At 63.9% G+C, this 19,654-nt stretch carries 15 protein-coding genes and 5 tRNA genes; 1 reads left to right on the top strand and 19 read right to left on the bottom strand.

The window, feature by feature from the left end:
* Positions 1–47: 47 nt before the first annotated feature.
* The 14 genes from rpoB to DI041_RS15280 form a co-directional block, all read right to left on the bottom strand.
* Positions 48–4,202, bottom strand: coding sequence for a DNA-directed RNA polymerase subunit beta (gene rpoB, locus DI041_RS15210; protein WP_046988086.1), 4,155 nt, complete (start codon positions 4,200–4,202; stop codon positions 48–50).
* 364 nt (positions 4,203–4,566) lie between these two features.
* On the bottom strand, positions 4,567–4,935 hold the full coding sequence (rplL, locus tag DI041_RS15215; RefSeq protein ID WP_004145253.1) for a 50S ribosomal protein L7/L12: 369 nt from the start codon (positions 4,933–4,935) through the stop codon (positions 4,567–4,569).
* A 63-nt stretch (positions 4,936–4,998) separates the two neighbouring features.
* A complete protein-coding gene (gene rplJ / locus DI041_RS15220) occupies positions 4,999–5,535 on the bottom strand; it encodes a 50S ribosomal protein L10 (RefSeq protein WP_004145252.1) in 537 nt (178 codons plus the stop codon).
* A 384-nt stretch (positions 5,536–5,919) separates the two neighbouring features.
* On the bottom strand, positions 5,920–6,618 hold the full coding sequence (gene rplA, locus DI041_RS15230; RefSeq protein ID WP_004145250.1) for a 50S ribosomal protein L1: 699 nt from the start codon (positions 6,616–6,618) through the stop codon (positions 5,920–5,922).
* Between the two features lie 4 nt (positions 6,619–6,622).
* Complete coding sequence (rplK, locus tag DI041_RS15235; RefSeq protein ID WP_004145248.1) at positions 6,623–7,051, bottom strand: 50S ribosomal protein L11; 429 nt, start codon at positions 7,049–7,051, stop codon at positions 6,623–6,625.
* A gap of 297 nt (positions 7,052–7,348) precedes the next feature.
* A complete protein-coding gene (nusG, locus tag DI041_RS15240) occupies positions 7,349–7,909 on the bottom strand; it encodes a transcription termination/antitermination protein NusG (protein WP_004145203.1) in 561 nt (186 codons plus the stop codon).
* Between the two features lie 10 nt (positions 7,910–7,919).
* The gene (secE, locus tag DI041_RS15245; protein ID WP_004145202.1) at positions 7,920–8,333 is read right to left on the bottom strand and encodes a preprotein translocase subunit SecE; all 414 of its coding nucleotides are present in this window, start codon (positions 8,331–8,333) and stop codon (positions 7,920–7,922) included.
* A gap of 49 nt (positions 8,334–8,382) precedes the next feature.
* Positions 8,383–8,458: transfer RNA gene (locus tag DI041_RS15250), tRNA-Trp, on the bottom strand.
* Positions 8,459–8,561: 103 nt separating this feature from the next.
* Positions 8,562–9,752: an elongation factor Tu gene (tuf, locus tag DI041_RS15255; protein ID WP_012510154.1), complete on the bottom strand. Its 1,191-nt coding sequence runs from the start codon at positions 9,750–9,752 to the stop codon at positions 8,562–8,564.
* Positions 9,753–9,793: 41 nt separating this feature from the next.
* Positions 9,794–9,869 (bottom strand) — tRNA-Thr (locus DI041_RS15260).
* A gap of 49 nt (positions 9,870–9,918) precedes the next feature.
* A tRNA-Gly gene (locus DI041_RS15265) sits at positions 9,919–9,992 on the bottom strand.
* 24 nt (positions 9,993–10,016) lie between these two features.
* A tRNA-Tyr gene (locus DI041_RS15270) sits at positions 10,017–10,102 on the bottom strand.
* Positions 10,103–10,238: 136 nt separating this feature from the next.
* Entirely contained in the window at positions 10,239–11,255 is a 1,017-nt protein-coding gene (locus DI041_RS15275) for an isoaspartyl peptidase/L-asparaginase family protein (protein ID WP_046983096.1), read from the bottom strand.
* 104 nt (positions 11,256–11,359) lie between these two features.
* The gene (locus tag DI041_RS15280) at positions 11,360–12,379 is read right to left on the bottom strand and encodes a cyanophycinase (RefSeq protein ID WP_136639352.1); all 1,020 of its coding nucleotides are present in this window, start codon (positions 12,377–12,379) and stop codon (positions 11,360–11,362) included.
* A 170-nt stretch (positions 12,380–12,549) separates the two neighbouring features.
* On the opposite strand from DI041_RS15280, the gene DI041_RS15285 reads away from it, so the two are divergent.
* Positions 12,550–15,288, top strand: a complete 2,739-nt coding sequence (locus DI041_RS15285; protein ID WP_136639351.1) for a TonB-dependent receptor plug domain-containing protein — start codon at positions 12,550–12,552, stop codon at positions 15,286–15,288.
* Between the two features lie 588 nt (positions 15,289–15,876).
* Here the strand turns inward: DI041_RS15285 and ychF are convergent.
* The 5 genes from ychF to DI041_RS15310 all read right to left on the bottom strand — a co-directional run bounded on the left by ychF (position 15,877) and on the right by DI041_RS15310 (position 19,648).
* A complete protein-coding gene (ychF, locus tag DI041_RS15290; RefSeq protein ID WP_046983098.1) occupies positions 15,877–16,968 on the bottom strand; it encodes a redox-regulated ATPase YchF in 1,092 nt (363 codons plus the stop codon).
* A 151-nt stretch (positions 16,969–17,119) separates the two neighbouring features.
* Positions 17,120–17,698, bottom strand: coding sequence for an aminoacyl-tRNA hydrolase (gene pth, locus DI041_RS15295; RefSeq protein ID WP_004144977.1), 579 nt, complete (start codon positions 17,696–17,698; stop codon positions 17,120–17,122).
* A gap of 50 nt (positions 17,699–17,748) precedes the next feature.
* Complete coding sequence (locus tag DI041_RS15300; protein ID WP_046983099.1) at positions 17,749–18,366, bottom strand: 50S ribosomal protein L25/general stress protein Ctc; 618 nt, start codon at positions 18,364–18,366, stop codon at positions 17,749–17,751.
* A gap of 107 nt (positions 18,367–18,473) precedes the next feature.
* A complete protein-coding gene (locus DI041_RS15305) occupies positions 18,474–19,433 on the bottom strand; it encodes a ribose-phosphate diphosphokinase (protein WP_005415400.1) in 960 nt (319 codons plus the stop codon).
* A gap of 138 nt (positions 19,434–19,571) precedes the next feature.
* Positions 19,572–19,648: transfer RNA gene (locus DI041_RS15310), tRNA-Gln, on the bottom strand.
* Positions 19,649–19,654 lie beyond the last annotated feature (6 nt).

Raw genomic sequence — 19,654 nt, forward strand, 5'->3', positions numbered from 1 at the left:
CAGTTGACTGCCAGCGGCGCGGCGGCGGACCGCCGCGCCGGCATGGATCAGTTGTCTTCCAGTTCCATGTTGATGGCCAGCGAGCGGATTTCCTTCACGAGCACGTTGAAGGATTCCGGCATGCCCGCGACCATCTCGTGCTCACCGTCGACGATGTTCTTGTACATCTGGTTGCGGCCCTGCACGTCATCGGACTTCACCGTCAGCATTTCCTGCAGGGTGTAGGCCGCGCCGTAGGCTTCCAGCGCCCAGACTTCCATTTCACCGAAGCGCTGGCCGCCGAACTGCGCCTTGCCGCCCAGCGGCTGCTGGGTGACGAGCGAGTACGGACCGGTCGAACGCGCGTGCATCTTGTCGTCGACCAGGTGGTTCAGCTTCAGGTAGTGCATGTAACCGACGGTGGTGTGGCGATCGAACGCTTCACCGGTGCGGCCGTCGTACAGCTGGGTCTGGCCACTGCTCGGCAGGTCGGCCAGTTCCAGCATGCGCTTGATTTCCGCTTCGGTGGCGCCGTCGAACACCGGGGTGGCCATCGGCACGCCGTCGGTGAGGTTACGGGCCAGACGCAGCAGCTCCTCGTCGCTGAACTGCGACAGGTCGACACGGTTGGCCACGTTGGTGTCGTCGTGGTTGTAGATGTCGTCCAGGAACTTGCGCAGGTCGGCGACCGCAGCCTGGGCTTCCATCATCGCCTGGATCTTGCGACCCAGGCCCTTGGCTGCCCAGCCCAGGTGCACTTCCAGAATCTGGCCGATGTTCATACGCGACGGCACGCCCAGCGGGTTCAGCACGATGTCCACGGTTTCGCCCGAGGCCATGTACGGCATGTCCTCGACCGGCACCACGTTGGACACCACACCCTTGTTGCCGTGGCGGCCTGCCATCTTGTCGCCCGGCTGGATGCGGCGCTTCACGGCCAGGAACACCTTGACCATCTTCAGCACGCCCGGGGCGAGGTCATCGCCAGCGGTGATCTTGCCGCGCTTGTCGGCGAAACGACGCTCGAATTCCTTCTCGTGCGCCTGGATCTGCTTCTGGGCGCGCTCGATGGCTTCCGAAGCGTCTTCGTCCTTCATGCGCAGGGCGAACCAGTCAGCCTTCTTCAGGCCGTCCAGGAAGGCGTCGGTGATGACGTCGCCCTTCTTCAGGCTGGCGCCACCGTTGACCACCTTGCCCACGATCTGCGAACGCAGACGCATGTAGATGGCCGCTTCCAGGATGCGGAACTGGTCGTCGAAGTCCTTCTTGACGCGCTTGATTTCAGACTCTTCGATCTGACGGGCGCGCTTGTCCTTCTCGATGCCGTCGCGGGTGAAGACCTGCACGTCGATGACGGTGCCGTCCATGCCCGGCGGCACGCGCAGCGAGCTGTCCTTCACGTCCGACGCCTTCTCGCCGAAGATCGCGCGCAGCAGCTTCTCTTCCGGGGTCAGCTGGCTTTCGCCCTTCGGGGTGACCTTGCCGACCATGATGTCGCCGGCGCGGACTTCGGCACCGATGTACACCACGCCGCTTTCGTCCAGGCGGTTCAGCGCCTGCTCGGAAACGTTCGGGATGTCGGCGGAGATTTCCTCCGGCCCCAGCTTGGTATCACGCGCGACGCAGGTCAGCTCTTCGATGTGGATCGTGGTGTAGCGATCCTCTTCCACCACGCGCTCGGAAAGCAGGATGGAGTCTTCGAAGTTGTAGCCGTTCCACGGCATGAACGCGATCAGCATGTTCTGGCCCAGAGCCAGTTCGCCGATGTCGGTGGACGGACCGTCGGCCAGCACATCGCCGCGGGCGATGATGTCACCCACCTGGACCAGCGGACGCTGGTTGATGCAGGTGTTCTGGTTCGAACGGGTGTACTTGACCAGGTTGTAGATGTCGACGCCGGCGTCGGTGGCACCGACGATTTCTTCCTCGACCACCTTGACCACGATGCGGGCGGCATCGATCTGCACGATCTCGCCACCACGACGGGCGTTCACGGTCACACCGGAGTCACGCGCCACGGCGCGCTCGATGCCGGTACCGACCAGCGGCTTCTGCGCACGCAGGGTCGGCACGGCCTGACGCTGCATGTTGGCGCCCATCAGTGCACGGTTGGCGTCATCGTGCTCCAGGAACGGAACCAGCGCGGCCGCGATCGACACGGTCTGCATCGGCGACACGTCCATGAAGTGGACTTCCGCCGGCGGCTTCAGCAGCGATTCGCCCTGGAAGCGGCAAGGAACGAACTGTTCGGTCAGCACGCTGTCGGCATTGGTCAGCGCGTTGGCCTGCGCAATGACGTATTCGTTTTCTTCGATGGCCGACAGGAACTCGACTTCGTCATAGACCTTGCCGTCCACGACCTTGCGGTACGGGGTCTCGAGGAAACCGTACTGGTTGGTGCGGGCGTACACGGCCAGCGAGTTGATCAGGCCGATGTTCGGGCCTTCCGGGGTTTCGATGGTGCAGACGCGGCCGTAATGGGTCGGGTGCACGTCGCGCACTTCGAAGCCGGCGCGCTCACGGGTCAGACCGCCCGGCCCCAGGGCCGAGACGCGACGCTTGTGCGTGACTTCCGACAGCGGGTTGTTCTGATCCATGAACTGCGACAGCTGCGAGGAGCCGAAGAATTCCTTGATCGCCGCAGCCACCGGCTTGGCGTTGATCAGCTCCTGCGGGGTCAGGCCTTCCGACTCCGCCATCGACAGGCGTTCCTTGACCGCGCGCTCGACGCGGACCAGGCCCACGCGGAACACGTTCTCGGCCATTTCACCGACCGAACGCACGCGACGGTTGCCCAGGTGATCGATGTCATCGACCACGCCGCGACCGTTGCGGATCTCGGTCAGGACCTTGATCACGTCCAGGATGTCCGAGCTGTCGCCGTGGGCGGCAACCAGGCGCTTGGACTCTTCGTCGTTGCGCTCGCCGTAGTACTTGCGGTCGTACAGCACGGCTTCGCCGGTGGTTTCCTTGCGGCCCACGCGACGGTTGAACTTCATGCGGCCGACCGCAGACAGGTCGTAGCGCTCGAAGGTGAAGAACAGGTTGTGGAACAGGTTCTGCGCGGCGTCCTTGGTCGGCGGTTCGCCCGGACGCATCATGCGGTAGATCTCGACCAGGGCTTCCAGCTGGGTCTTGGTCGGGTCGATGCGCAGGGTGTTGGACAGGTACGGGCCACGATCCAGATCGTTCACCCACAGGGTGCCCACGGCATCCACACCGGCCTTGCGGAAGGCCTGCAGCTGCTCGTCGGTGATCTCGTCGTTGGCCTGGGCCAGCAGTTCGCCGGTCGAAGCATCGACCACGTCGTGCGACAGGATGCGGCCGACGATGTAGTCGTCCGGCACGGCCAGGGCGGCGATGCCCGAGGCTTCCAGCTGCTTGATGTGGCGCGCGGTGATGCGCTTGCCGGCTTCCACGATGACCTTGTCGCCGTCGGCGAGGTCGAAGCCCAGGGTTTCGCCGCGCAGGCGCTCCGGCACCAGCTCCAGCTGGACGCCTTCATCCGGGTTGATGTGGAAGGTGTTGATCTCGAAGAACTCGGCCAGCATCTCTTCGTTGCTGTAGCCCAGCGCACGCAGCAGGATCGACACCGGCAGCTTGCGGCGACGGTCGATACGGGTGAACAGCGCGTCCTTCGGGTCGAACTCGAAGTCCAGCCAGGAGCCGCGGTAAGGAATGATGCGGGCGCTGTACAGCAGCTTGCCCGAGCTGTGGGTCTTGCCACGGTCGTGATCGAAGAACACGCCCGGCGAACGGTGCAGCTGCGAGACGATGACGCGCTCGGTGCCGTTGACGATGAAGGTGCCGTTTTCGGTCATCAGCGGGATTTCGCCCAGATAGACCTCCTGCTCCTTCACGTACTTGATGGCCTTGGTCGACGACTCACGGTCGTAGATCACCAGGCGCACGGTCACGCGCAGCGGCGCGCCGTAGCTCATGCCACGCTGGCGGCACTCACGCTCGTCGAAGACCGGTTCGCCCAGCTTGTAGCCGACGTATTCCAGGGCAGCATTGCCGCTGTAGCTGGCGATCGGGAAGACCGACTTCAGCGCAGCGTGCAGGCCGTGGTCCGTGCGCTTGGCCGGATCGACGTTTTCCTGCAGGAATTCACGGTAGGAATCCACCTGGATGGCGAGCAGGAACGGCACTTCGAGAATCGAACGCTGCTTGCCGAAATCCTTGCGGATACGCTTTTTTTCGGTGAACGAATAGGACGTCATGAGGTCTTCCACCTTGTTGTGCGGATCGTGCGCCCACGATCCGAAGGGAACTTGAAATTGTCAGTTGGAAGTCGCTGGTATTGCCGGCACCAGCACGCCTTCTCCCGCTACTTCCAACTGCCAACTCGTCTGCTACCACGCCCCTGCTGCCGCGCTCCGCGCTGGCCTGCCGGGGTTTGACTGCAGCCCGTGTTGGGCTTTTTTCTGCATCTGGAACGGTAGAGTCGACTGTTAGTCGACCTTTTTCACAGCAGTCGACTAACAGTCGACTCTACCCGCACCGCAACAACGACCAAAGGCCGGGGGCTTACGCCCCCAGCCTTGGCTGCATCGCCGTGAATCGATGACGATGCAAAGGAAGTGCTTACTTGACTTCGACAGTCGCGCCAGCAGCTTCCAGGTCCTTCTTCATCTTTTCGGCTTCGTCCTTCGAAGCGGCATCCTTCAGGACGCCACCGGCTTCGGCCAGGTCCTTCGCTTCCTTCAGGCCCAGGCCGGTGATGGCGCGGACGGCCTTGATGACTTCGACCTTCTTGTCGCCGGCCGACTTCAGGGTGACGGTGAACTCGGTCTGCTCTTCAACAGCAGCGGCCGGGCCAGCGGCAGCAGCCACGGCAACCGGAGCAGCGGCGGAGACGCCGAACTTCTCTTCGATGGCCTTGACCAGCTCCATCACTTCCATCAGGGACTTCTCGGCGATGGCGTCGACGATCTGTTCGTTGGTAAGGGACATGATTAATACCTTTGGATGATTTTCTGGGTTGAGGTTCCGTCAGGAACCACGGTAAGTCGAAACTCAGGCGGTCTCGGCGGCCGGCTCAGCAGCGTCGGCGGCGACGTCGCCACCATTCTGCTTGTCGCCAATTGCCTTGATGGCGCGGGCGAACATCGTGACCGGCTCGGTCAGGACGCGGGCCAGCATTGCCAGGGCCTGGTCGCGGGTCGGCAGCGAGGCCAGCACGTCGACATGGCTTGCCGGGAACACTTCACCACCGATGGCGACGACCTTAGCCTTCAGCTTGTCGTTGCCCTTGGCAGCTTCCTTGATCAGGCGACCGGCTGCGCCGGGCTCCTCAAGCGAGAACGCGTACAGCAGCGGACCAACCATCTGGTCCTGGGCGACTGCGAACTCGGTGCCTTCAACGGCGCGCGAAGCCAGGGTGTTCTTGACAACCTTCAAGAAAACACCGGTTTCACGAGCCTGCTTGCGCATCGCGGTCATCTGGGCGACCGTGGTGCCAGCGTATTCGGCTGCGATCAAGGAGTGGGCCTTGGCGGCGATGTCTGCCAGCTCGGCGACTACTTCTTGCTTCTGGGACAGATTGAGAGCCATTGCACTCCTCCTATTGAACTCCGCTTACGGCTCCTGCCGTGTGCGGTCCTGTGCAGCATCCGTCCTGGACGCCGGGAACATCGGAATGATGCTCCGGGGGGTGGGCCGTTCCAGACCTGGAGGCAATCAGGGAAATCCCAGACATGCGTGAACCAGAAAAACTCCAGAAGGGCACCATCTACGCAGGGTGATTCCGGGGAATCGATTAAGCGCTCATGACTGCTCCGGCGGCGACTCCCTGCCAGTTCGAGCTTCCGTGCCCGTCGCCGGTATTGCCATGACCGCGCCTGCGGTCTTTGACGGCTACCACCGGCGATGTGCTGCCGGCGATGCCTTCAAATGTCACGGTCACGGCACCCAGGGCACCGTGACCGCTTGAAACAATTACTTCAGGGTCAGCGACGACTGGTCGACGGTGACGCCCGGGCCCATCGTCGAGCTGACCGAAACCTTCTGCAGGTAGGTGCCCTTCGAGGTGGCCGGCTTGGCCTTGATCAGGTCCAGCAGCAGCGCGGTCAGGTTCGACTTCAGCGCGTCTTCGGCGAAGTCGGCCTTGCCGATGGTGCAATGGATGATGCCGGCCTTGTCGGTGCGGTAGCGCACCTGACCCGACTTGGCATTCTTCACGGCTTCACCCGGGTTCGGGGAAACGGTGCCGACCTTCGGGTTCGGCATCAGGCCGCGCGGGCCCAGCACGGTGCCCAGCTTACCGACAACGCGCATGGCATCCGGGGTCGCGATGACGACGTCGTAGTTCAGATCGCCGGCCTGCATCTTCTCGGCCAGATCGTCCATACCGACGGCTTCGGCGCCAGCGGCCAGGGCTTCGTCAGCCTTGGCACCGGCCGGAGCGAACACGGCGACGCGGACCGACTTGCCGGTACCAGCCGGCAGCACGGTGGAGCCACGGACCTGCTGGTCGGACTTCTTCGCATCGACGCCCAGGCGCACGGACACGTCGATCGACTCGACGAACTTGGCCTTGGTGGCGGTCTTCAGGATGTTGATCGCGTCCTCGAAGGCGTATGCCTTGCCCGGAACGACAGCGGCCTTGATGGCCTTCTCACGCTTGGTCTGTGCCATCTTCTTAACCCTCCACCACGAGGCCCATGGAACGGGCAGAGCCAGCGATGGTACGCACGGCGGCGTCCAGGTCGGCGGCAGTCAGATCCGGTTCCTTCGCCTTGGCGATCTCTTCCAGCTGCTTACGGGTGACCTTGCCGACCTTCTCGGTGTTCGGGCGCTTGGAGCCCGACGAGATGCCAGCGGCCTTCTTCAGCAGAGTGGTGGCCGGGGTGCTCTTGGTGATGAAGGTGAACGTACGGTCCGAGTAGGCCGTGATGATCACCGGAACCGGCAGACCCGGCTCGAGCTTCTGCGTGGCAGCGTTGAACGCCTTGCAGAATTCCATGATGTTCAGGCCGCGCTGACCCAGCGCAGGACCGACCGGCGGCGAGGGGTTGGCCTGACCGGCCTTCACCTGCAGCTTGATGTAACCGACAACTTTCTTTGCCATGAGTATGCTCTCCGGGTGCTAGCGCCTTGCGACAACAGGCTCCCCATCGGACCGGGAATCACGCGTCCCGGCATCGCGTTTTGAAATCATGCTGAAGGCCACCTTGCGGCGGCCTCGTCCTGCTGGCTTCCCAGCGGGGAGCCGCGCACTATATCAGGTTTTTTCTTCACATGCCTGAAGCGGCACATAAACGAAGGAAACCGGGCAAGGCCCGGTTCCTTCTGTAGAGTCGAGCCATGCTCGACTGCACCGCCATCCAGGCCCCGCAGTCGAGCATGACTCGACTCTACGGCCGGATCAGACGGCCTTTTCGACCTGGCCGAACTCGAGCTCGACCGGAGTGGCACGACCGAAGATCAGCACCGAGACGCGCAGACGGCTCTTCTCGTAATTGACTTCTTCGACCACGCCATTGAAATCGTTGAACGGACCGTCGGTGACACGGACCATCTGGCCCGGCTCGAACAGCACCTTCGGACGCGGCTTCTCGACACCTTCCTGAACGCGATTCAGGATGGCTTCGGCCTCGGAATCGGCGATCGGCAGCGGACGATCGGCGGTACCGCCGATGAAGCCCATGACGCGCGGGGTTTCCTTGACCAGGTGCCAGCTTTCGTTGTCGATGCGCGGAATGCCCGCCTCTTCGTGGGTCTCGATCTGGACCAGCACGTAACCCGGGAAGAACTTGCGCTCGGAGCGGCGCTTCTGGCCGGCGCGCATCTCGATCACTTCCTCGGTCGGAACCAGGACGTCGCCGAAGCGCTCTTCCATGCCGTCACGGACGATGCGATCGCGCAGGGCCTGCGCCACCGACTTCTCGAAGCCCGAATAGGCGTGAACGACGTACCAACGCTTCATGCAATTCTCCTTAGCGGCTCAGGAACCACTGAGTCAGTTTCTGGATCAGGAAGTCGAAGCCACCCAGCAGCAGGCTGAGGATAAGGACCACGACGATCACGACCCAGGTCATGCGGACGGCTTCCTGGCGCGTCGGCCAGACAACCTTGCGCAGTTCAAAGCGCGACTCGGAGAGGAATTCGCGGGTGTCGCGCCCCTTGCCGGTCAGCATGAACACGCCGATACCGCCAACCAGACCGACCACAACCGCCAACGCACGCAGCTGACCCGCCCACGCACCCAGCTGGGCGGCGCGACCGGAGTCGGCGGAGAACCAGAACCAGACGAACAGACCCGCCAGCACCAGCAGTGATGCGGCAACGTACTTGACGATATCCCCGCCGTTGGCGGAGTTGTCCTTGGAATGTTCGATCTTGCTATTCATCCGGCTGTGTCTGCTTTAGCGGCCCAGGCCGCTGGATAAGGTGGGCAGATGGCACGCCAGGAGGGACTCGAACCCCCAACCTGCGGTTTTGGAGACCGCTGCTCTGCCAATTGAGCTACTGGCGTACGTGATAAAACTTGCCTTCCCTTAGACGGCGAAGGCGGACCGAGGTTCCCGGCCCGCCATTCGCGTAACCGGCGGCGCTATGCAACCGCCGGTACTGCAGGCTTACTCGATGATCTTCGAGACCACGCCGGCGCCGACGGTACGGCCGCCTTCGCGGATGGCGAAGCGCAGGCCCTCGTCCATTGCCACCGGGTTGATCAGGGTGACGACCATCTTGACGTTGTCACCCGGCATCACCATTTCGACGCCTTCCGGCAGCTGGGCTGCACCGGTGATGTCGGTGGTGCGGAAGTAGAACTGCGGACGGTAGCCGTTGAAGAACGGGGTGTGACGGCCGCCCTCATCCTTCGACAGCACGTACACTTCGCCTTCGAACTTGGTGTGCGGCTTGATCGAACCCGGCTTGGCCAGAACCTGGCCACGCTCGACGTCGTCACGCTTGGTGCCGCGCAGCAGCAGGCCAGCGTTGTCGCCTGCCTGACCCTGGTCCAGCAGCTTGCGGAACATTTCAACGCCGGTCACGGTGGTCTTCTGCACCGGACGGATACCGACGATTTCGATTTCGTCGCCGACCTTGATGATGCCGCGCTCGATACGACCAGTCACCACGGTGCCGCGGCCCGAGATCGAGAACACGTCTTCCACCGGCATCAGGAACGGCTTGTCGATCGCACGCTCCGGCTCCGGAATCCAGCTGTCCAGGGCGTCGACCAGCTTCAGGATGGCCGGCACGCCGATGTCGCTCTGGTCGCCTTCCAGCGCCAGACGGGCCGAACCCGCGATGATCGGGGTGTCGTCGCCCGGGAAGTCGTACTTGCTCAGCAGCTCGCGCACTTCCATTTCGACCAGCTCGAGCAGCTCGGCGTCGTCGACCATGTCGGCCTTGTTCAGGAACACGACGATGTACGGCACACCGACCTGACGCGACAGCAGGATGTGCTCGCGGGTCTGCGGCATCGGGCCGTCAGCGGCCGAGCAGACCAGGATCGCGCCGTCCATCTGGGCAGCACCGGTGATCATGTTCTTGACGTAGTCAGCGTGGCCCGGGCAATCGACGTGGGCGTAGTGACGCTTCTCGGATTCGTATTCGACGTGCGCGGTCGAGATCGTGATACCACGAGCCTTTTCTTCCGGCGCGGCGTCGATCGAGGAGTAGTCCTTGAACTCGCCACCGAAGCGCTCGGCACCGATCTTGGTCAGTGCGGCGGTCAGCGTGGTCTTGCCGTGGTCGACGTGACCGATGGTGCCGACATTGACGTGCGGCTTGGTGCGCTCGAACTTACCCTTGGCCATGGCTGCTTATCTCGAATTCGTCTGAGAGGTGGTGCTTAAGATGGTGCTCACGAAAGGAATCGAACCTTCGACCTCTTCCTTACCAAGGAAGTGCTCTACCGACTGAGCTACGTGAGCCGAGTTTTGCATTATGACATGAACTCGATAATATTCAAAGTTCATTCAATGGAGCGGGAGACGGGAATCGAACCCGCACCATCAGCTTGGAAGGCTGAGGTTCTACCATTGAACTACTCCCGCGCCGGGAATGTCACAACGTGAAACTGGTGGAGGGAGGTGGATTCGAACCACCGAAGGCGTAAGCCAGCAGATTTACAGTCTGCCCCCGTTGGCCGCTTGGGTATCCCTCCTTACCACCCCATTCCGTGCCGCCGAAGCGTTGCGGTGTGTGGTGGTGAGCCCGCAATTCTGGAGATGAAGCGTAGACCTGTCAACGCTTTTTTTCACTTTTTTTCACATGCGTCGCAAAGCCATTGATACGCAAGGCTATTGCGCGGGCACTGCCAGGGACTCGCTGGCGAAAATTGCGACATGGGGGATTCCGTCCGACCCGATCCAGCCGCGGTACATGCCCTGGGTGTTGAACGGCGCCGCCATTTTCCCGTCTGCGGCCAGCACGATGGCACCACCGTCGCCACCCATCTGCGGAATCGTTTCGTTGATCACGCCCTTGCCGGCCTGCTCCGGCGTCTGCCCCTGGTAGCGCATGCGCGCGCAGATCTCGTGCGCGGCCGCGGTACGGATGTAGTACTCGCCCCAACCGGTACCGGACACCGCACAGCGGGCATCGGCCCAGGTACCGGCACCAATGATCGGCGAGTCGCCGACACGGCCGTAGCGCTTGTTGGTCATGCCACCGGTGGAGGTGCCGGCGGCGAGATGGCCCTGCGCATCCAGCGCAACCGCGCCGACGGTACCAAAGTGCTTTGCGGTCTCCAGGTCGGCATGCGCCTGGCCGCTGGCCTCTTCCTTCAGTGCCCGCTGCAGCTGCTGCCAGCGCTTGTCGGTCCGGAAGTACGAGGGATCGACCAGGGTCATGCCCTGCTCCACCGCGAAGGACTCGGCGCCCTGCCCGACCATCATCACGTGCCGGGACTTCTGCATCACCGTCTGTGCCAGCAGGATCGGATTGCGTACCCGCTGCACGCCGGCCACCGCACCAGCGGCCTGGGTCGCGCCATCCATCACCGCCGCGTCCAGCTCGTTGTGGCCATCGTGGGTGAACACCGCGCCCTTGCCGGCGTTGAAGGTCGGATCGTCCTCCAGCACGGTGATCGCTGCGGTGACCGCTGCCAGCGCCGGACGGCCGGCGGCCAGCTCCGCATGCCCCTTCAACAGGGCCGCCCGCAGCGCGTCACGCGCAGCCTTTTCCTCGGCCGGCGACAGGTCCTTGCGCTCGACACCGGCGCCACCGTGGATGACCAGCAGCGGTGAGGTGGCCGGCGCGGCCTGGGCAAGCATGGGCAGGGACAACAGTGCGGACAGCGCCAGGCGCAGTTTCATCGGGTACGTCTCCAGCAGAACGAGGGAATGGATTGCAAGGTAGTGCCGGCCGCTGGCCGGCAAGGGGCGTATCAGGGAAGTGAGTTGCCGGCCAGCGGCCGGCACTACCGAAGCGTGAACTCAATCTCGCCGTCGCTGATGTCGGCCACCGCCTGATAGCCGGCCTCGGCCTGGAAGTCGTCCAGGCGCATGCGGCTGCCGCTGGCGACCACGGTCACCGGCACGGCGTGGAAGCGCAGCGGCTCGCCTTCGACCAGGCGATCGGCATCACGGCCGGGGCTGACCACCCAGACCTTGCCTTCGCCATCAGCGCTGTAGACCTGCGCCTGGCCATCCGGCTCCACGCACAGGGCGGTGTCTTCATCGACGCCGATGCCGACGATGTCCGGGTCGCCACTGTCCTGTACGGCGCGGGCGACGAACACGATCAGGCGGCCGAGGCGGTCGCGCTTGTCGAAGTGGGTATCGGTGACCACGCGCTGCAGATAGGGCATCTGCAGGAAGCCGCTGTCCATGGTCACCGCGCTGCCCTTCGGGTCGGCCAGCGCACCGGCGGAGGTGACGCTGCCGCCATCCAACGCGCCATAGGCATAGCCGCCCAGGATCGCCAGCCCGGCGCTGGTGCCGGCAATCGGCTTGCCGGCGCGCACGTGGGCATTGAGCGCGCGGTTGAGCGCGGTGCCTTTCCAGAAGCGGATGTAGCGCGACTGGTCGCCGCCGGCAATGAAGATGGCGTCGGCCGCGGCGACCACGCGCAGTACCGCCGGATCGTCGGCGCCACGGCGATTGTCGAAGACCAGGGTCTGCACGGCGGTGGTGCCGCCGATGTCCCGGTACAGGCGGTCCTGCAATTCATCGCTGCCCGACGCGCGCAGGATCAGCACACGGCCGTTGCCGGCCTGCTTCAGCCACCACTGGAAGGCCTCGGGCACCCACTCGCCGCCCCCCATCAGCATCATCGCTGGCGCGCGCGGACCAGGCCGGGGGGCTTCCAGATCACCGACTTCGTAATAGGCGAAACCGGGGCCCTGCAGGTCCTGCGCAGGCGCCGCCAGCGGCCAGGCCAGGGCCAGCAGCGCCAGCCAGGAAAAGGGGCCGTGCAGGGTTCTGTGGAGGCGTCGCATCTTGATCTCCCTGAACAAAATCGACTTGCAAGCGTTTTCACTCTTTGCCAGATAGGAACCCAGTAGTCAAGGACATAAAAAAGGCGTTAAATGCGCGCGCCCATTCCAGAAATCTGAATGGGGGACAGGGCCCCACCTCTGCGGGCCGGCTTCATTTCTGAGAATTCCTCATGCGTAGAAAGGCGATGGCGTGGTCGATCCAGCTGGCGTTGATGGGCGTGGCTGCTTCCGCGGCGGCTCAGGCTCCGGCTTCCTCTTCGGTTCAACAGCTGGACGCGGTGCAGGTCACCGGTTCGCGCATTCCGCGCGCCCAGGTTGAAGGCCCCGCCCCGATCACGGTGATCAGCGCCGAGCAGATCCGCTCCAGCGGCTTCACCACCGTGCCCGACGTACTGCGGTCGATGACCCAGAACGGCGGCGAGACGCAGAGCCAGCAGTCGTCCAGTGGCGCCGACTTCTCGCCGGGCGCCCAGCAGGTGGACCTGCGCGGCCTGGGCCCGAACCACACGCTGGTGCTGGTCAACGGCCGCCGCATCGCCGATTTCCCGATGCCGTTCAAGGGCCGCAGCAACTTCACCGACGTCTCCAACATCCCGCTGGGGATGATCGAACGCATCGAAGTGCTGACCGGCAGCGCCTCGGCCATCTACGGCTCGGATGCAATCGCCGGCGTGGTCAACTTCATCCTGAAGAAGAAGGCCGACGGCACCACCGTCGACATGCGCATGGGCACCACCAGCGAAGGCGGTGGCGAGTCGTTCGACGTGAGCATCGCCAGCGGCTTCAGCCACGGCAACTTCAATGCGGTGTACAGCGTTGAGCTGCAATCGCAGACCCCGCTGTGGGCCTACGAGCGCGACATCCAGGATTCGACCCAGGACGGCCCCACCGAAGGCTCGCGCATCGCCCGCCGCGCATATCTGCGCACCGACTACAACGACGACTACCTGGACCCGGGCGCGGCCACCTGCGAAGCGCTGGCCGGGCAGAACCAAGGCAGCACCTACCGTGCCTATCGGCCGAAGTACGGTTACTACTGCGGCAGCGACAGCTCGATCGGCTACGGCACCATCCTCAGCAAGCGCCGCGGCGCCAATGGCTACGCCTCGCTGAGCTACGACTTCGACAACGGCCAGCAGTGGTTCGCCGATGTGCAGCTGGGCTACCACACGATGTCGCTGATGCGCGACGTCACCAAGTGGGGCCGCATGGATGCCACTGGCGATGAGTCGGGCTACTTCAACAACCAGGCCACCGGCGAGGTCGAGTTCTGGCAGCGCCAGTTCTCGCCTGAAGAAATGGGCGGCCTGCGCAATGCGATGGTACGCAGCACGCAAAAGACCCTCAGCGTGACCACCGGCTTCAAGGGCAATCTGGCCGGCAACTGGGACTACGAAGCGGCCCTGAGCCACTCGCAGTACCAGTCGAGGATCAGCTGGGCGCAGATCATCGCCGCCAAGGCCAATGACCTGTTCCTGGGCCCGCAGCTGGGCGTGGACGATGACGGCTTCCCGATCTACAACGCCGACCCGTCACGCCTGTACCGGCCGCTGACCCGCGCCGAGTACGATTCGATCGCCGCACGCACCACCTACACCCCGAAGTCGCGCACCGAGACGGCTGCCTTCACTGTGACCAACTCCGCACTGTTCGGCCTGCCGGGCGGCGACGCTGGTTTCGCCGCGACCGTGGAAGTGGGCCAGCAGGCGTATTCGCTGAACCCCGATCCGCTGGCCACCCAGTACTACTACTACAGCTGGAAGGATTCGGACGGCAAGGGCTCACGCAACCGCTGGGCCACCGCCGCCGAGCTGCGCATGCCGCTGCACGAGACGGTCAACCTGAGCGTGGCCGGTCGCTACGACCAGTACCGCTATTCCGGCAACACCATCGGCAAGGCGACCTGGAGTGGCGGCCTGGAATGGCGCCCGATCGACACCCTGCTGGTGCGCGGTTCATACGGCACTGCCTTCCGCGCGCCGGACCTGCACTATGTATTCGCCGGCCCGGGCAATGACGAGACCAGCGCCGAGGACCTGTACAGCTGCCGCGCCGACGGCGCCACCGACTGTTCCGACTACGAGCGCAACCTGATCCGCAGCCGCACCGGCAACCGCCAGCTCGACCCGGAAACCAGCACCTCGTGGAGTGCGGGCCTGGTCTGGTCGCCGGCGATCGGCCTGGACCTGTCGCTGGACTGGTTCGACATCGACATGCGCAAGCAGGTGCAGGACATGGACGTGCGCACGATCCTGGCCAGCGAAGCGAACTGCCGCCTCGGCAGCGTCGACATCAATTCGCCGACCTGCGTGGACGCGCTCGACCGCATCACCCGCACCAGTGATGGCCGCCTGTACGGCGTGCGCGTCGCCCCGATCAACGTCGCCCGCGAATCGACCTCCGGCATCGACGTCGGCCTGCGCTACCGCCTGCAGACCGGCATCGGTGATTTCATCCTCAACGGCACCCACACCTGGGTGAAGAAGCACGATTTCCAGCGCTACCCCGGTGATCCGATCCAGGACCAGTTCGCGGTCAACAGCAACTTCGACATCCCGCGCACCAAGACCAGCCTGAGCGTGACCTGGGATAAGGCTGCATGGTCGGCCACGGTCTACGGTTCGCGCCTGGGCAAGCTGCCGAGCTCGGACAGCTACGACCAGGTGTTCAAGTGGGACAGCGGTGACAGCCCGTACATCAAGGCGACCTACCGCTACAACGCGTCGCTGCAGTACCGCTTCGATGATCATTCGCGCCTGTCGCTGTCGGTGGTCAACGTGTTCAACAAGATGCCGCCGAAGGACGCCACGTACACGGCGTACCCGTACTACGACGTGTCCTGGTTCGACAGCATCGGCCGCACGATCAACCTGCAGTACACCCACAAGTTCGGCGGTAGCGCGCTGTAAGGCATGCCGCATTGCAGAACGTGGACGACAAGGCCCTCCATTGGCGGGCCTTGTTGTTTGGGAACCTGGCTCTGGTAGATGCCCACCTTGGTGGGCACTGATCTGCCACGCGCCCACCAAGGTGGGCGACTACCAGAGCGGGCCACGCGGGTTTTCCACACCGCACGTGGAAAGCGATGGGAACTTGGTGTGGACAAGTGGGCGCGATCCTTGTCTCACAGGCGTTTCCGGGCGTGGTGACTTTTTGTCCATGCCCTTCGACTGTTTTCCACACCGGACGTGGAGAGCGATGGGAACTTGGTGTGGACAAGTGGGCGCGAGCATTGCAGCGCAGGCGTTTCGAAGCGTGGTGAAATTTTGTCCACGGTCCGACTGCACTGATCGGGGTCGGAGCCCTTTCCCGTGGAAAGGGATCCGACCCACGGTTTTCCACATCCGGCGTGGAAAGCGATGGGAGTTTGCTGTGGACAAGTGCCGGCGAGCATCACACAGCAAGCGTTTCGCAACATGGTGTTTTTTTGTCCATCTCCGGAAACGCGAACGCCCCGCACAAGGCGGGGCGTCCGGGGTCGATCCGATGCAGCTGGATCAGACGTTGAAGCGGAAGTGCAGGATGTCGCCTTCCTGCACACGGTATTCCTTGCCTTCCAGGCGCAGGCGACCAGCTTCCTTGGCACCGGCTTCGCCCTTGTACTTGATGAAGTCGTCATACGCGATGGTTTCGGCGCGGATGAAGCCCTTCTCGAAGTCGGTGTGAATGACCGCGGCAGCCTGCGGGGCGGTGGCACCCTTGCGCACGGTCCACGCGCGGACTTCCTTCACGCCAGCGGTGAAGTAGGTCTGCAGGCCGAGCAGGCTGTAGGCCGCGTTGATCACGCGGTTCAGGCCCGGCTCGCTCAGGCCCAGATCGGCCAGGAAGGTATCGCGGTCTTCGTCATCGAGCTGGGACAGCTCTTCTTCGATTGCGGCCGACACCGGCACCACCTGCGCGCCTTCGGCGGCGGCATGCGCGCGCACGGCGTCCAGGTGCGGGTTGTTCTCGAACCCGTCTTCCAGCACGTTGGCGATGTACATCACCGGCTTCAGGGTCAGCAGGAACAGGTCGCGCACCAGCGCCCTCTCTTCCTCGTCCAGGCCAACCGAACGGCCGGACTTGCCGTCCGACAGCGCCGCCTGCAGCTTGGCCAGCACCGGCTTGCGCGCCGCTGCGTCCTTGTCACCGCCCTTGGCCGCGCGCTCGGCACGGTTCAGCGCCTTCTCGACGCTGTCCAGGTCGGCCAGCGCCAGTTCGGTATCGATGGTTTCGATGTCCGAGATCGGGTCGACCTTGTTGTTGACGTGGATGACGTCGGCGTTCTCGAAGCAGCGCACCACGTGGGTGATCGCATCGACTTCGCGGATATGTGCCAGGAACTTGTTGCCCAGGCCTTCACCGCTGGCGGCACCGGCCACCAGGCCGGCGATGTCGACGAACTCGACCGCGGTCGGGATGACCTTCTGCGGGTTGATGATCGCTGCCAGCTCGTTCAGGCGCGGATCCGGCACCGGCACGATGCCGACGTTCGGCTCGATGGTGCAGAACGGGAAGTTCGCCGCGGCGATACCCGCCTTGGTCAGCGCATTGAACAGGGTCGACTTGCCGACGTTGGGCAGGCCGACGATGCCGCATTTGATACCCATGGGTGACAGCTCTCTGGGGTGAAAGTGATTGGTGAAACAGCGCGCGCGCTGCTTGGCCAATCCATCTCGGTGTTCAACATCTGCCAACCAAGGTTGGCAACTACCAGGGCCGATTGATGCCCGTTGCCGACCACCGGCCGGTACCCACCGGTTATTTCGGAGTGTGCAGGCGCTTCATCGCTTCGCTGAAATCGCCCTGCACCGCCAGCGGCAGCACGTCGATCGCATCGTCGATGGCGCGCGAAATCAGTACTTCATCGTCCTTGGAAGGGCGTCCCAGCACCCAGCCCACCACGCGGTCCTTGTGGCCGGGATGGCCGATGCCCACGCGCAGGCGGTGGAACTTGCCGTGGCCGAGCAGGCGGATGGTGTCGCGCAGGCCGTTCTGGCCGCCGTGGCCGCCGTCGAACTTCAACCGCGCCACGCCAGGCGCCAGATCCAGTTCGTCGTGTGCCAGCAGGGTTTCTTCCGGCTCGATCTTCCAGAACCGCTGTGCGGCGGTGACCGACTTGCCACTGAGGTTCATGAAGGTGGCAGGCTTGAGCAGCCACACCGTCTGCCCGGCGATCTCGACCTTGGCGGTCTCACCGAACAGCTTGCTGTCCACATTCCATCGTGCACCGGCTTTTTCCGCCAGGGCCTCAACGAAATGAAACCCGGCATTGTGCCGGGTCCGGGCGTGCTCCGATCCGGGGTTGCCCAGACCGACGATCAGTCGCAATCCTGCCATCGTTCCATCCAGATACGGCGCCTGCCCCGAAGGACAGGCGCCGCGGGGTATTACTCGGCCGCTGCTTCTTCAGCGTCGGCAGCATCCTGCTTGCCGTGCTTGGCAGTGACGATGGCGTCGTCGTGGTCCTTGCCCAGCGCCAGCGCCGGGATTTCCACGCCCTTCGGCAGCTTGATGTTGGACAGGTACACCACGTCGCCAGCGTTCAGGTCGGCCAGGTCGACTTCAATCGACTCCGGCAGGTCCTTCGGCAGGCAGCTGATGGTCACTTCCTTCAGTTCGTGGGCGACCACGACGTCGGCAGCCTTGCCAGCCGGCGAGGTGTCTTCGTTGATGAAGTGCAGCGGAACCGAAGCGGTCAGCTTCTCGTTCTCGTTCACGCGCAGGAAGTCCAGGTGCATGATCAGCTGCTTGTACGGATGGCGCTGCATGTCACGCAGCAGCACCTTCTGCACCTGGCCGTCCAGGTTCAGGTCCAGGATCGAGGCATAGAACCACTCGTTCTGCTGGGCCAGCCAGATTTCGTTGTGGTCCAGGCTGATGGCGACCGGCTCGGCGTTGCCGCCGTACACGATCGCCGGGATCACACCAGCGTGACGCAGGCGGCGGCTCGCACCCTTACGCTGCAGTTCACGCTTGGTGACCTTGATTTCATGGGTCTTCGACATTTTCGACTACTCAGGTTGTTGCCTTGCCTTGCGGCTTGGCGGTTGAAGGCGCTTCCGCGACCAGAAGCGCCCGGTGTGTCCCTGCCGTTGCCGGCGGGGACGAAAAATCAGTCGACGTACAGCGAGCTGACCGACTCACCGAAGGCGATGCGGCGCATCGTCTCGGCCAGCATTTCCGCCACGCTCAGCTGGCGGATCTTGCTGCACACCCGCGCTGCGTCCTTCAGCGGGATGGTGTCGGTCACCACCAGCTCGTCGAGCTGGGAATTGGTGATGTTGTCCACCGCCGGGCCCGACAGCACCGCGTGGGTGCAGTAGGCGGCGACCTTGAGCGCACCGCGCGCCTTCAGGGCAGCGGCAGCGGCGCACAGGGTGCCGGCGGTATCGACGATGTCATCGACCATCACGCAGGTCTTGCCTTCGACGTCACCGATGATGTTCATCACGGTGGAGACGTTGGCGCGCGGGCGGCGCTTGTCGATGATCGCCAGGTCGGCGTCATCCAGACGCTTGGCCACCGCACGGGCGCGGACCACGCCACCCACGTCCGGCGACACCACGATCAGGTTCTCGGTGCCGTAGGCGCGCCAGATGTCGGCCAGCAGCAGCGGGGACGCATACACGTTGTCCACCGGGATATCGAAGAAGCCCTGGATCTGGTCGGCGTGCAGGTCAACGGTCAGCACGCGGTCAGCGCCAGCGGTGCTGAACATCTTTGCGGCCAGCTTGGCGGTGATCGGCACGCGCGAGGAACGCATGCGGCGATCCTGGCGCGAGTAGCCGAAGTACGGCACCACGGCGGTCACGCTGGCCACCGATGCGCGCTTCAGCGCGTCGATCAGCACCAGCAGTTCCATCAGGTTTTCCGCGCTCGGCGCACAGGTCGGCTGGATCACGAACACGTCCTGCTTGCGGACGTTCTCTTCGATTTCCACCTGCACTTCACCATCGGAGAAGTGCGAGACCAGCGCCTTGCCCGGGCGTACTCCCAGTTCCTTGCAGATGTTCTGCGCCAGACGTTTGTTGGCGTTGCCGGAAAAGACCAGCAGGTTCGGGGACTCTTGCATCATGATTGTCTCGGGCGGGGACGAGTGGCGGGGATCCGGTAGCGGCAAGGACCGCTTCGGCCCCTGCTGCTTACAACACCGCGGTTGTTTCCACGTCCCGCGCGGTCGATGCGCTGGATGGCGCGGACACAGCCGCATTGGCAGGGGCGGGAGGATTCGAACCTCCGAATGCCAGGATCAAAACCTGGTGCCTTGGGCCTCTTGGCGACGCCCCTGCATTG

The organism is Stenotrophomonas maltophilia (genome assembly GCF_004920835.1).
Classification (GTDB): Bacteria; Pseudomonadota; Gammaproteobacteria; order Xanthomonadales; family Xanthomonadaceae; genus Stenotrophomonas; species Stenotrophomonas maltophilia_AQ.